18 protein-coding genes are annotated in these 12,773 nt (G+C 62.2%); 9 read left to right on the top strand and 9 right to left on the bottom strand.

Annotated features, from left to right (window positions below; genetic code table 11):
- Positions 1-51: 51 nt before the first annotated feature.
- The 4 genes from A3736_RS15955 to A3736_RS15940 all read right to left on the bottom strand — a co-directional run bounded on the left by A3736_RS15955 (position 52) and on the right by A3736_RS15940 (position 3,349).
- Positions 52-1,164 (bottom strand): DegT/DnrJ/EryC1/StrS aminotransferase family protein, encoded by a 1,113-nt coding sequence (locus tag A3736_RS15955; RefSeq protein WP_067684960.1) that lies wholly within the window; start codon positions 1,162-1,164, stop codon positions 52-54.
- A 23-nt stretch (positions 1,165-1,187) separates the two neighbouring features.
- Positions 1,188-1,655, bottom strand: coding sequence for an acyltransferase (locus A3736_RS15950; RefSeq protein WP_067684958.1), 468 nt, complete (start codon positions 1,653-1,655; stop codon positions 1,188-1,190).
- A 3-nt stretch (positions 1,656-1,658) separates the two neighbouring features.
- Complete coding sequence (locus tag A3736_RS15945) at positions 1,659-2,714, bottom strand: Gfo/Idh/MocA family protein (RefSeq protein ID WP_067684956.1); 1,056 nt, start codon at positions 2,712-2,714, stop codon at positions 1,659-1,661.
- Positions 2,715-3,028: 314 nt separating this feature from the next.
- Complete coding sequence (locus A3736_RS15940) at positions 3,029-3,349, bottom strand: UrcA family protein (protein ID WP_067684954.1); 321 nt, start codon at positions 3,347-3,349, stop codon at positions 3,029-3,031.
- 190 nt (positions 3,350-3,539) lie between these two features.
- Here A3736_RS15940 and A3736_RS15935 point away from each other — a divergent pair, with 190 nt between their 5' ends.
- The 4 genes from A3736_RS15935 to A3736_RS15920 all read left to right on the top strand — a co-directional run bounded on the left by A3736_RS15935 (position 3,540) and on the right by A3736_RS15920 (position 5,882).
- Positions 3,540-3,806, top strand: a complete 267-nt coding sequence (locus A3736_RS15935; protein WP_067684952.1) for a hypothetical protein — start codon at positions 3,540-3,542, stop codon at positions 3,804-3,806.
- Positions 3,807-3,882: 76 nt separating this feature from the next.
- Complete coding sequence (locus A3736_RS15930) at positions 3,883-4,737, top strand: diacylglycerol kinase family protein (protein ID WP_067684950.1); 855 nt, start codon at positions 3,883-3,885, stop codon at positions 4,735-4,737.
- A complete protein-coding gene (locus A3736_RS15925) occupies positions 4,727-5,611 on the top strand; it encodes a metallophosphoesterase (RefSeq protein ID WP_067684948.1) in 885 nt (294 codons plus the stop codon). Before A3736_RS15930 ends, A3736_RS15925 begins: the two co-directional genes overlap by 11 nt.
- Before the next feature lie 70 nt (positions 5,612-5,681).
- Positions 5,682-5,882 (top strand): hypothetical protein, encoded by a 201-nt coding sequence (locus A3736_RS15920; RefSeq protein WP_067684946.1) that lies wholly within the window; start codon positions 5,682-5,684, stop codon positions 5,880-5,882.
- Between the two features lie 100 nt (positions 5,883-5,982).
- Here A3736_RS15920 and rpsI read toward each other — a convergent pair whose 3' ends face one another.
- From rpsI to A3736_RS15905, 3 genes are all read right to left on the bottom strand, one after another.
- Positions 5,983-6,600, bottom strand: coding sequence for a 30S ribosomal protein S9 (gene rpsI / locus A3736_RS15915; protein ID WP_082851553.1), 618 nt, complete (start codon positions 6,598-6,600; stop codon positions 5,983-5,985).
- Positions 6,600-7,079 (bottom strand): 50S ribosomal protein L13, encoded by a 480-nt coding sequence (rplM, locus tag A3736_RS15910; protein ID WP_067684944.1) that lies wholly within the window; start codon positions 7,077-7,079, stop codon positions 6,600-6,602. Before rplM ends, rpsI begins: the two co-directional genes overlap by 1 nt.
- A 174-nt stretch (positions 7,080-7,253) precedes the next feature.
- On the bottom strand, positions 7,254-8,288 hold the full coding sequence (locus tag A3736_RS15905) for a COX15/CtaA family protein (RefSeq protein ID WP_067685010.1): 1,035 nt from the start codon (positions 8,286-8,288) through the stop codon (positions 7,254-7,256).
- Between the two features lie 148 nt (positions 8,289-8,436).
- On the opposite strand from A3736_RS15905, the gene A3736_RS15900 reads away from it, so the two are divergent.
- The gene (locus A3736_RS15900) at positions 8,437-8,823 is read left to right on the top strand and encodes a MerC domain-containing protein (RefSeq protein WP_067684943.1); all 387 of its coding nucleotides are present in this window, start codon (positions 8,437-8,439) and stop codon (positions 8,821-8,823) included.
- A gap of 19 nt (positions 8,824-8,842) precedes the next feature.
- Positions 8,843-9,832, top strand: a complete 990-nt coding sequence (thiS, locus tag A3736_RS15895; protein ID WP_067684940.1) for a sulfur carrier protein ThiS — start codon at positions 8,843-8,845, stop codon at positions 9,830-9,832.
- A 6-nt stretch (positions 9,833-9,838) separates the two neighbouring features.
- Here the strand turns inward: thiS and A3736_RS15890 are convergent, their stop codons facing one another.
- Positions 9,839-10,108, bottom strand: coding sequence for a hypothetical protein (locus A3736_RS15890; protein ID WP_067684938.1), 270 nt, complete (start codon positions 10,106-10,108; stop codon positions 9,839-9,841).
- 116 nt (positions 10,109-10,224) lie between these two features.
- Between A3736_RS15890 and A3736_RS15885 the strand changes: the two genes are divergently transcribed.
- The 3 genes from A3736_RS15885 to xth are packed head-to-tail and all read left to right on the top strand — an operon-like array spanning position 10,225 to position 11,857.
- Positions 10,225-10,656, top strand: a complete 432-nt coding sequence (locus A3736_RS15885) for a CBS domain-containing protein (protein WP_067684936.1) — start codon at positions 10,225-10,227, stop codon at positions 10,654-10,656.
- Between the two features lie 42 nt (positions 10,657-10,698).
- A complete protein-coding gene (locus A3736_RS15880; protein ID WP_067684934.1) occupies positions 10,699-11,028 on the top strand; it encodes an iron-sulfur cluster assembly accessory protein in 330 nt (109 codons plus the stop codon).
- 37 nt (positions 11,029-11,065) lie between these two features.
- Positions 11,066-11,857, top strand: coding sequence for an exodeoxyribonuclease III (gene xth / locus A3736_RS15875; protein WP_067684932.1), 792 nt, complete (start codon positions 11,066-11,068; stop codon positions 11,855-11,857).
- Between the two features lie 85 nt (positions 11,858-11,942).
- Here xth and A3736_RS15870 read toward each other — a convergent pair whose 3' ends face one another.
- Complete coding sequence (locus A3736_RS15870) at positions 11,943-12,620, bottom strand: cell wall hydrolase (protein WP_067684929.1); 678 nt, start codon at positions 12,618-12,620, stop codon at positions 11,943-11,945.
- Positions 12,621-12,773: the final 153 nt, after the last annotated feature.

The raw sequence follows: 12,773 nt of genomic DNA, 5'->3' as shown, positions 1-12,773 counted from the left end.
GCGCCAAGCCATATCGGCCTAGGACTGGAATCGCGTAAATTTTTCGCTCCCTCATTTTACGCCGGTCGCTTCTTCTCGGACCGCGGCAATGACCTCGTCCTGATGAATCTCGCTCAATTCCGCATAGATCGGCAGCGAAAGTATCCGCTTTTGCAATCGGTATGCGACGGGGAAATCGTTGGCAGTGTGCCCACGATCGGAATAGGCGGGCAAAAATGGTAGCGCGCGGCGGTAGTTTATTACCGTAGGGATTCCGTGAGCTTTCAGCGCGGCTTGAAGTGCATCGCGATTTTCCGTTTCGATCACATAAAGGTGGTAGACATGTCCCCGCCCCTCGACCTCAGTCGGGGTCGTGATGCCTGGGACGTCGGCGAGCAGCTTGTCGTAGCGTGCCGCAACAGCACGCCGAGCCTCGGTCCAGTCGGCAAGATGTGGCAGTTTTACTCTAAGTATGGCCGCCTGAAGGCCGTCAAGACGGCTGTTAATGCCCTCGATCTCGTGGTCGCCCTTGTTAATCCCGCCATGCCGCGCGAACCGCGCCATCTTTCGCGCCAGGTCGTCGCTGCTCGTCGTCGCCGCACCCGCATCGCCCATCGCGCCAAGATTCTTGCCAGGATAGAAAGACCAAGAAGAAATCTCGCCGAATGTACCGACCTGCTGGCCCCGATAGGTCGCGAGGTGTGCTTGCGCGCAATCCTCGATCACCCACAAGGCACGTCGCTTTGCGATCTCCATAATCGGATCCATGTCGGCTGCTTGGCCATACAGATGAACAGGGATGATGCCGACGGTTCGGTCGGTAATTGCCTCCTCGATCAGATTCGGATCGATCGTCGAAGTGGTGGGATCGATATCGACGAACACCGCTTTGGCTCCGTGCTGTCCGACGGTCTCGCTAGTCGAAATCCAGGTCTGTGCGGGCACGATAACCTCGTCCCCCGGCTTCAAGCCCAACGCATGCATCGCGATGTAGAGAGAATCGGTACCGTTTGCGGCCGACACGCAGTGCTTCGCCTGCATCAGTTCGGCGTATTCGGCCTCGAAGGCCTCGACATCGGGGCCGCGCACGAAGCTGCTGTTGGCGATGGTCCGCGCGATAGCGGCGTCGATCTCATCCTTCAGCGAACTGTATTGCGCATAAAGGTCGACGAAGGGCACAGGCATGAAAGGTCTCCGAATCTGAAGGATCAGGCGCGGCGCAAGAGACGCGCTGGGTTGCCGGCATAGCTGCCGGGCACGTCGATCGACTTGGTCACGACGGAACCGGCACCGATGACGACGTCATCGCAGATTGTGACCGGCATGATGGTGGCATTGGAACCGATCGAAACTCTATCGCCAATTACGGTCGCTTCCCATTTGCTCGTATCGCCCCGGGCGGGACCACCTCCGGAAAAACGGTCGTTAACGAACATCACTCCGTGTCCGATGAAGCAATCGGCGCCGATGGTCACAAGCTCACAAACGAAACTGTGACTTTGGACGCGGGTCCGCGCACCGATGGTAACTCCGCGCTGCACTTCGCAAAAAGGACCGACGAAAACGCCGTCACCGAGTTCGCATTCATAGAGATTGCCCGGCTCCACCACGGTCACACCACTACCGGTGGCAATGTCACGAACGGCAGCCTCAATGAGCCTCACTTTACCGGCCATAATTTAACCGCCCAGACGAGCATGCCGCGAACGGAATTGAATCGGTACCTCAAGCCCAGTCTCGATTGATTCGTAAAGCGCGGTAATCAACTCAAGACTGCGCCGCCCCTCCAGCCCATCAACCAATGCTGCGGCGTCGTTTTTCAGGCAATCGAGGACATGTTCGTAATAGGCTTGATGCCCATATCCGTACACATTCGGTGGATTGACGGAGTACTTGTCCAGCACCTCGGCATCATCCGGCTGCGGCTCCACAAAATCCCACGTCACCATCTTGTTGACCGCGAAACCGCCGATCACGACTGTTCCACCCTCACCCAAAATTGACAATGAGCCTTCGAGATCTCGCGGACGCGCGGCATTGGTCGCCTCGACGATGCCCAGTGCGCCATTAGCGAATTGCAAAGTGGCGATCGCGGTGTCTTCCGCTTCGATATCCACAAGTGTCCGACTGGCGCGGGCGTGAACCGAAACCACATTGCCCATAAAATATTCCAACAAATCAACGTGATGGCTCGCTTGGTTAGCAAGGACTCCGCCGTCCTGCGCCCAAGTTCCGCGCCAGCTATCCTGATCATAATAACTCTGGTCGCGGCGCCAGCGTACCCTGACGGTGCCGAGAACCAGTTTCCCGAAGCGGCCCGCCTCGAGCGCTTCACGCGCCTTTACGACCGGTACGTTCAGTCGATTCTGCTTAACGACAAAAAGCTTCACACGCGCTTGGTCACACGCTGCGATCATCGCATCGGCATCATCCAGCCGCAACGCCATCGGCTTTTCGACAATGACATGCTTCCCAGCACGGGCGGAGAGGATGGCATGTTCGGCGTGCATTCCGCTGGGAGTAAGCACGACCACCACCTCGACATTCGGGTCACCCAACATTTGCTCTAGGCTGTCATAGGCGGCCACATCATACTTCGCCTTAGCCTCGGCCAGCCTCTGGCTATCAATATCGCATATGGCGACAAGTTGCGCGCCGTCGATCTCACCGCCCCCAAGCAAATCAAGATGGCGCTTCGAAATGCGGCCACAACCTACGACACCAAACTTAATCATTTTTATTCCCGAAAAAAGCAAGGAGCCAATGCCCAAATGCGGCGGACGCGGACATGCGAAGAAATTTCCGCGCGGCATAAGCGTATAGTAATGGCCTGACAAGGGTTCCTTGGCTGCTTGCTTTCTTCCGACTTTGAACCATCGATCACCAACAATACCGAGGGTTAGATCACGGCTGATCGCGTGTCGCCGTCGCTTAAGATAATTCGGCTCTCCCGATCGCGCGAGCAAACTTTTCGCATGAGAAAAAGAAGCGAGATATCCTGTTGCGGTAGGTCTGACGTGGCTGAAAAGGCGATCGGCGCACCGGTGAATCAGCCGCCCAATTGCCGCTCCTGGGTGGCGGCGGCGACCTGCTTCGCCGTCTTGGCTTTCACTTCTGCTACGCATGCGCGCATTGTGGAATTCTTGGCGATCCGCGTGCCGCTGCGCTGCTCATCATGGCCGCAGATCTTGTGCGCAGCACCGGCGATTCTCTTATCGAGCGTCGCTTGGCCTTGCGGGCTCGTCAGATCGAGATCGGAATATTGGACACCGATGCTAATGCTCTGCGCCACAACGGGGGTAGAGCTGGCCGTAAGAGCCAAGCCGAACGCTGCGATTGCGGATGCGAGAGGGACGAATTGCGTTTTCATACTATCCTCCTGGGTTGCGGCGCGCCCGGAACGTAGGGGGGGGAGGCGCGCCGCAGACCGAGTAATGGGCGTTTACGATCGTAGTCGCATCTCGCTATCGACGGGTGCGGCTGTCTTCCGATCGGTTGCGCATGATCGCGGACGAACGACCTCTGGCGATCCGCCAACGACGCGCCTATCCCCTTCGTCGATGCTGTTCGCGCTCGTCTTTCTGTTGGGGATTGCCAATTTCGCCGCCCACAAGGCGGTGCTGGAAAGCGGCCATCCGATCCTGGAGCGAATGGCATGGTTGCGACCGGGGCGGTTCGGACCGCCCTCGCTGATCGTGGAATTCGCGGTCCTGCTGGCGACGCTGCTGTTCTTGGCGGAGGGGTATGGAGGGATCGGTTGGGTCTACGCGATCTATAGCCTGTGCAATATCGGCAGCGCCTGGGCGCTGCTGACAGGCCGGATGTGACCGAGCGTTCGATCTAATTCAGAGGGTTATCGCCTCTGCGCCCGGAACCGGCGCGTGAATGAAGCGCTTGGCTTCTATGGCTCCGATCGACACCATCTGGCTGGTCCTCAACGCACGCAGCGGCAGCAATGAAGACGGCGCGATTGCGGAGCTGCGCGAACACTGCGAGCGCCGCAACCTCTCGCTGGCGCGCGAAATCTGCTTTCCCGACGAGGATCTGCCGACAGCGAGCGAACTGGACGCGGCGGGGATAGACTGTCTGGCCGTCTTCACCGGAGACGGGACGCTGAATGCGGCGATCACCGGGCTTTACGGTTGGTCCGGATCTATCCTGGTGCTGCCCGGCGGAACGATGAACCTGCTCAGCCGGAGAATGCATGGCGAGGCCGAGTGCGAAGAAATCCTCGACCGGATCGCAAGCGGCGCTTTCCGGAAGGTTCGCCCGCAGATCGCTCGGTGCGAGGCAGGCGATGCTTTGGCGGGTCTGTTGAGCGGTCCGGGGACGTCATGGGCGAGCGTGCGCGAAGCGATGCGCGATTTCGATATCGCCGCGCTCGCGGAGGAAACCGGCGAGGCACTGGCCGAGACGACGGGCGGGGCGTTCGTGCGTCTCAGAAATCCCGAATTGGGCTCGCGCGAGGGTTATCCGATGATCGAATTCACGCCCAGCCATCGCGGCCTGCAACTCGATGCCTATCGCGCGCAAGATCCCGGCGATTTCCTGCGTCAGGGCTGGGCCCTGTTGCGCCGCCGTTTCCGGGAAGGGCCGCATGAACGGCTCGGCCTGTTCGACGAATTGGAATTGGAGAATTGCGAGGACGCTCCGATCGGAGTCCTGCTCGACGGCGAACCCGCAACCCTTGGATCGCGCGCCACGTTTTCCGTGGCCGCGTGCGAAGTCGATCTGCTAGCGACCGCCCATGGCTACTGATCCCTCGCCCGCCCGAAACCGCCGCGAAACGCTCGTTTTCCATGTCTCCGATGTGCATTTCGGGCTGGAAGACACCGATGCGATCGCCTGGGTCAAGCGGGAGATCGCGGAAAAGCGGCCCGATGCCGTGGCAATCACCGGCGATCTAACCATGCGCGCCCGGCACCGCGAATTCGAGGCGGCCACGCGATGGATCCGCTCGCTCGATGTGCCGATCACGGTTGAGGTCGGCAATCACGACCTGCCCTATTTCAATCTGATCGAGCGCTTCTTCACCCCGTACAAGCGCTTCAAAGGCGTCGAATCGGTGGTCGAAAAGGAGCTCGACCTGCCCGGTCTGGCGATCGTGCCGCTCAAGACCGCCGTGCGCGCCCAACCGCGTTTCAACTGGTCGAAAGGCTGGATCACCGATGCGGCGCTGACGAAGTGTCTCGACGCCATCGATGCCCTTCCCGAGGGCGTGAAGGCCCTGGTCGCCGTCCACCATCCGCTGCGCGAGGTCGGTACGAAGGGCACGGCGCTGACGCATGGGGGGCAGAAGGCTCTGACCGCTCTTGCCCAGCGACCGGTTCTCGGCGTGCTGAGCGGCCATGTCCACGATCCCTTCGACCTGACGCAGGAGACCGTCCACGGCCCGGTGCGGATGATCGGAGCGGGCACGCTGTCCCAACGCGTGCGCTCCACTCCGCCGAGCTTCAACGAATTGCGCTGGGATGGCGAAACATTGACCGTGCGCGCTCGCAATCTGGGCGATGTCAGCACGCGCGACATGCAGATCGACGATGTGCCCGAAGATGCGATGCCGCCGCGCCAGCCGGACGAGCCGGTCGCTCCGGTCAATCAGGTCCCCCGCACCGATCCGCCGGTGCATTGAAGCCTGTCGGCTCAATCGAATCGTAACCATTCCGAGGCATGGTAGGCGTCCGTAATCACGGAGGCCGGACATGACGGAACTCATCAAGGCATTGCCCTGCGGCGCGCTTCTGGCGTGGATCACCGCCCTGTTCATCGGGCACGGCGGCGGCATGGGCGGAACGCTCGCGATCGAACAGATGCAGATCATGGACCAGTCCTTCTTCTGGTCCTGGCCCATTTTCCTTGGCGGGACCGCGCTCGCTTGGGGCATCATGGCGATCCAGAACTGACGCCGCGTAGCGACAGGATTCACGCCGACTCTCGATAGCCCACGAAAAAGGGCGGCCCCTTTCGGGACCGCCCTTCCTCGGTGATCGATAGATCGCTGGCTTAGCGCTTCGAGAACTGGAAGCTGCGGCGAGCCTTGGCCCGGCCATACTTCTTGCGCTCCACCACGCGGCTGTCGCGGGTGAGGAAGCCGGCGGCCTTGACGGTGCCACGCAGCGTCGGCTCGTACTTGGTCAGCGCCTGGCTGATGCCGTGCTTCACTGCACCGGCCTGGCCGGACAGACCGCCGCCGCGTACAGTGGCGATCACGTCGTACTGGCCTTCACGCTCGGTGATCGAGAAGGGTTGGTTAATGATCAGGCGCAAGGTCGGACGCGCGAAGTAGACTTCCTGGTCCTTGCCGTTGACGATGACCTTGCCGCTGCCCGGCTTCAGCCAGACTCGCGCGGTGGCGTCCTTGCGGCGGCCGGTAGCGTAGGCGCGGCCCTGCTTGTCGAGCTCCTGCTCGCGCAGGGGAACGTCGGCGCGCTGCGCGATTTCAGCGGAATCGCCCTGCGGCGTATCGCCGGCGATGTCCTTGAGATCCGCGAGGTCGGAGACGCTGCTCTTCGCATCGGCGCCTTCGTTCTCGCTCGTCGCGCCCTTGGTCGCGGCGTCTGCGGGCGTGTCGGCGGCGTTTTCAGCTGCCGTGGTGTCGGGCGTGGTGTTGTCGTCGGCCATTATGCGGCAGCCTTGTTCTTGCGGTTCAACGAAGCGACGTCGAGCGTCTGCGGCTGCTGTCCGTCATGCGGGTGTTCGGTCCCGGCATAGAGGTGGAGCGCCTTCATCTGCGCCCGGCCCAGCGGCCCGCGCGGGATCATGCGCTGCACGGCCTTTTCCAGCACGCGCTCGGGGAAGCGGCCTTCCAGCACCTTGGCCGGAGTCGTTTCCTTGATGCCGCCCGGGTGGCCGGTGTGCTTGTAATAGATCTTGTCGGTCATCTTGCGGCCGGTGAACTTCACCTTGTCCGCGTTGATGACGATGACGTGATCGCCGCAATCGACATGGGGCGTGAAGCTCGGCTTGTGCTTGCCGCGCAGGTGATTGGCGATGATCGCCGCGAGGCGCCCGACGACGAGCCCTTCGGCGTCGATCAGGTGCCATTTCTTTTCGACCTCTGCCGGTTTGATCGACCGGGTGGCCTTGGTGAGAGCCTTCATGGCGCTGTTCCGTCCTTGATGTTGCTTGGCCCCGGCGCGAAGCCGAATCCGTTGAGCAGCGAGTCCGGGCCAGCCGAATATCGCGATGCGGCGCGCAAATGGCTCTGGATCACGCGCAAGTCAAGCAAATCCGGGGATGCCGGGTGGGGTATAATAATACCCCACGACTTGCGATCAGGCTGGGCGGCCCAATGCGTGCGCGTTCCATGCGAAGGTGGCGGTCAGCAATGCGCCCACGACCTGATGCGCCACGGCCAGCCAGAGATCGACCCCGCTGATGACCGTCGCGATACCGAGCAGAATCTGCGTCCCCAGTAGCGCATTCATCGCGATCGAAGCGGGCCGGGCGATCGGCTTCACGCGCCGCGCCATCACGATCAGCGCCACGAACGCCACCCATGCCCACCAGCGGTGGAGGAAATGGATCAGGAAAGGATCGTGCGTGATCGCATGAAACACGCCCCCCGACGCGTCGAATTCCGTTACCAACCGACCCTGCATCAAAGGCCAGGTGTCGGAAGCAAGCCCGGCATTGAGGCCGGCGACCCAAGCGCCGAGCAGGAGCTGAACGAACAGGATCGCGCCCACCCAGCTCGCCGTGACAGTCCAGAGCGAGCGCGGCGCGCTGCGGTTGGCCAATTGCCGGAGATCGAGCGCGGTCCACACCAGTCCGCCCAGAGTGAAGAATGCCGTCAGCAAATGGATGGACAGCCAGAAGTGGCTCACATCGGTCATCGTGCCCGCCAGCCCGCTCTTGACCATGAACCAACCGAACACACCCTGCAGACCGCCCAGCGCAAGCAGCGCAACGAGCCGGTGCTTATACCCTTTCGGAATAGCGCCCCTTACCCAAAACCAGGCGAGCGGCACGGCGAAGGCGATACCGATCACTCGGCCCAGCAGCCGGTGGAACCATTCCCAGAAATAGATGAATTTGAACGCCGCCAGATCCATGCCCGCCGGGCCGGTCACATTGATGTATTCCCCGGTGCGGCGATACAGGTCGAACTCGGCCTGCCAAGCCGCCTCGCTCAGCGGTGGGATCGCCCCGGTGATCGGTTTCCACTGGGTGATCGACAGTCCGCTTTCGGTCAGGCGCGTGATGCCGCCGACTGCCACCATCAGAACCACCAGGGCAGCGACCACCAGCAACCAATTGGCGATCGCGATCGGGCGCGCAGGCGAAATGGAACGCGATGAAATCGACATGGGCGCTGTTTGCTGCGCGCGGCGACGCATCGCAAGTGCATTTGCAGCACCAATCGCTCTCTTAGGTGCAAGAGCCGTCCCGATGCCTCGCCATCGAAATCGTCGGCACCCCTTGCATCATGTTACACCGTCACATACATGATCGCTCATGGTGGAACGCCCGATCTCTCCGTTTCGGCGTCGGCTCGATCGCGCCGGCATTGCGCTTTCGGGCCTGTGCGCGCTGCATTGCGTGGTCAGCATCATGATCGTCGCGGGGCTGGGCGCAGGGCTCGGCATCGGCGGCGAATTGTTCCTCAACCCCGATATCCATCGCATCGGCCTCGTCTTTGCAGTTCTGATCGCCGCAGTGGCCATCGGCTGGGGTGCGTTGCGCCATCGCAAGGCCGCGCCTTTCGTGATCGCGATGACCGGGCTGACCTTCATGGGGGGCGCTCTGGCCGTGCCGCATGGGGAGAAAGAGGCGATTTTGACGATCATCGGCGTCGCGCTGGTCTCGCTCGGCCATATCCTCAACTTGCGCCATTCGCATTGAGGCTTATGTCGCGCGGACCATGACCGCGCCCCTATCCCTTACCGTCAACGGCGAGACTCGCCGCACCTCAGCCACCACCGTCGCCGATCTCGTCCGCGAACTCGATCTCGACCCTGCCAAGGTAGCGGTCGAACGCAATGGCACCATCGCGCCACGCAGCGAACTCGAGCAGCACACCTTGGCAGAAGGCGACACGTTGGAGATCGTCCATTTTGTCGGCGGCGGCGACCATGACGTGCAGGATGACAGCTGGACCGTCGCGGGCCGAACCTTCCGGTCGCGCCTGATCGTCGGCACCGGCAAGTACAAGGATTTCGCCCAGAACGCCGCCGCGCTCGAAGCCTCGGGGGCGGAGATCGTCACCGTGGCGGTGCGGCGCGTCAATGTCAGCGATCCCAAGGCGCCGATGCTGACCGATTTCATCGATCCCAAGAAGGTGACCTACCTCCCCAACACCGCAGGATGCTTCACCGCCGACGATGCGATCCGCACGCTTCGTCTCGCGCGCGAGGCGGGGGGCTGGGATCTCGTCAAACTCGAAGTCTTGGGCGAAGCGCGTACGCTGTATCCCGATATGCGCGAAACGCTGAAAGCGACCGAGGTGCTGGCGAAGGAGGGCTTCCTCCCCATGGTCTATTGCGTCGACGATCCGATCGCGGCGAAGCAGCTGGAAGAGGCGGGCGCCGTTGCAGTCATGCCGCTGGGCGCGCCTATCGGATCGGGCCTCGGCATCCAGAACCGCGTGACCATTCGCCTGATCAAGGAAGGGGCCAGTGTGCCCGTCCTCGTCGATGCGGGTGTGGGCACGGCGAGCGATGCGGCAGTGGCGATGGAGCTGGGCTGCGACGGAGTGCTGATGAACACCGCCATCGCCGAAGCAAAGGATCCGGTCCGCATGGCCCAAGCCATGAAGCTGGCAGTCGAAGCGGGCCGCCACGCCTATCTTTCGGGCCGGATGGGGACGCGCAAATACGCCGATCCCTCCAGTCCGCTGGCGGGACTGATCTGACGCCTTTTATTCGTCGATCGAATCGTCGTGGCCGGTTCCGGCCGACAGGAACACCAGCCCCATCAGCGCACTCGCCAGCAGCATGGTGAATCCGATGCCGAGTGCCACCGCGATATAGTAATGTACCGACGCCTCGCTCTCGCCATCGTAGAGAAAGGCGATCGCCACCGCGACCACGCCAATCGTGATCGCAAGCATGAACCACATGATGCGGCGATAGCGCGCCCAGGCGAAGGCAGCGGTTTCGGGATCTTCGAGGGGAGACTTGCGAGCCATGGACGCTTCAATGCGCGTTCCTCCGAATGCGCGCAAGACCGGCCGGATTTGCCGCGATTCGCGTTTCGTAGACAATCGTGGCATTCTCACGCCCGAAGCGGGTGAGGAGAGCGGCAATGAATATCGCGAATTTGATCGAGGGACGGGCGAGTTCGGAAATCGTGAGCTGCACGGTGGACAGGCCCATGCGCGATGTAGTCGCGCTGTTGGCGGACCGGCGCATCGGGGCTCTGCCGGTGATGGAGGAAGGCCGGGTCGCGGGCATTTTCTCGGAACGCGACGTCTTGTATTGCCTCGCCAAGGAAGGTGCCGCCGCGCTCGACCGGCCGGTGCGCGAAGCCATGACCGCGCCCGCCATCACGGTCGAGCGCGCCACGGATGTGGACGAAGCGCTTTCGCTGATGACCAGGCGGCGTATCAGGCATCTTCCCGTCCTCGACGGAGAAACCCTGTGCGGCTTCATTTCCATCGGCGATCTGGTCAAATCGAAGATAGATCAGGTCGAACACGAAGCGGCGCAGATGCGGCAATATATCCAGACCGCCTGAGATGCGCTTGAGGGGAGGGCTTCGGCTCCCTACATCGGGACTATGTCCGAACCGCTCTCCCTGACCCAAGCTGCCGCCGACCGCGTCGCGGCCATCGCCGCCAAGCAGGGCGCGCCCGCGATCCTGCGCCTTTCCGTGGAAGGCGGGGGGTGTTCTGGCTTCCAGTACAAGTTCGGCCTCGCCCCCGAAGCCGAGAGCGATGACAGCGTCAGCGAAACGGGCGACGTGCGGTTGATCGTCGATCCGGTCAGCCTCGACCTCGTTGCAGGCAGCACGGTGGATTTCGTCGAATCGTTGGGTGGGGCGGCGTTCCGCGTCGAAAATCCGCAAGCGGCTGCCGGCTGTGGTTGCGGGACCAGCTTCGGCATTTGAATTAGACGCGTAGGCCGGTTTCGGGCAGACGGTCCCGATGCGCATTGCCAGCTTCAACATCAACGGGATCAAGGCGCGACTGCCGCGTCTCAAGGAATGGCTCGCGGAGACGCGGCCCACGGTCGCCTGCCTGCAGGAGATCAAGACGCAGGACGAAGGCTTCCCGGCAGCCGAATTTGAAGAGATCGGCTATCACGCGATCTGGCACGGGCAGAAAAGCTTCAATGGCGTGGCGATCCTGGCCGATGGAGTAAAGCCGGTTGAGACCCGGCGCGGCCTGCCCGAACTCTTCCCCGAAGATGCCGAGGACGATCACGCCCGGTATCTCGAAGCCGAGGTAAATGGAGTCCGCGTGGGCTGCATCTACCTGCCCAACGGCAATCCGCTTCCCGGCCCCAAATTCGATTACAAATTGCGCTGGATGGAGCGGCTGAGAACGCATGCCGCCTCGCTCTGGAGACAGGAAATTCCCACCGCGCTGGTCGGCGATTACAATGTCATTCCCGAGGACAAGGATGTCTGGTCGCCCAAGGCCATGGCGAGCGATGCGCTGATGCAGCCCGAATCGCGCAACGCCTACGCCCGTATGCTGGCGGACGGGTGGACCGACGCGATCGACACACTCAACCCGCGCGGCGGCGTATGGACCTTCTGGGACTATCAGGCAGGCGCCTGGCAACGCGACCACGGGTTCCGGATCGATCACCTGCTCCTGTCGCCCGAACTCGCCGACAGAATGACGGCGGCGGGTATCGACAAGGAATATCGCGGGCGCGAGAAATCGAGCGATCACACGCCCGTCTGGGTGGAATTCCAAGACGAACACTGATTGCGGTCGGTCGCATCAGCGACCGCGTGCCGACCGTTAGGCCGTAGCCAAGCGAGCCGAACGGCTCGCGCCCGGGGCTTGAGGGTCACCTGTAGAAAATATGCGAATCGATCGTGGCCCGCGCCACTTTGGTCCGGCTCCAGCTGGGGCGGACGTATTTGGCGTGGAAATAGAGCGCGTCGTCGGCTTCGCTATCCCACAGGTCGCGATGCGCGATCCGGGCGATGGCCTTGGCGCGGGTCCAGGCGGCGCTGGACGTACGCGGCTGCGGCATGCGGCCGTTCTTCACGAAGGAGAATTGCGAGCGCTGGTGCACGACCGAGCAGTAGCTTTCGGGAAACTGGCCCGATTCGGCTCGATTGATGATAACCTTGGCCACGGCGAGCTGGCCGTCGAGCGGTTCGCCGCGCGATTCGAAATAGACCGCACCGGCAAGGCATTGCAGCTCTTCGGAAAGCGCGCCGTCGGTGGGAGTTGCGGCGACGAGTTCGCGCAAGCTAGCGGCGCGGGGGGCATCGTCGTCGGAGGAAAGTTCGAGCACGGCGTCCGCCGGCTGTTCGGGAAGGGGCTGGGCCACTTCCTTCTCGATGAAGACCGGGGCGGTTGCGGGGACGATCTCGTCCGTCACGTCCGGGTTTTCGAGAGTGATCGCCGGGGCGGAATCCGATTCCTGCGCAACGGCACCGGAACTTTGTATCCCGGCAAAAGTAAGAAGGGCGGCGGCAGTGATACCCGCACCCGCGGTAAGCGATCGTTTGAACATGAAACCGATACATTCGGCGGTGAATACCTGTCGCAGGCTGGGATCTTTCGCGCCTTGATAGCGTCGTTGAGCGATCCGTAACGGGCCTGCCGGCCATTCCCCGACTGCGTGCTAGCTACCGAACCCCATGTCCAACAGCCGCCTACGCAAGCG

Origin of the sequence: Erythrobacter sp. HI0063 (assembly GCF_001635685.1) — a bacterium.
In the GTDB taxonomy this organism is placed as follows: Bacteria; Pseudomonadota; Alphaproteobacteria; order Sphingomonadales; family Sphingomonadaceae; genus Qipengyuania.
The sequence above is the reverse complement of the archived record's forward strand: the minus strand, read 5'-3'. Positions and strand labels throughout refer to the sequence as shown.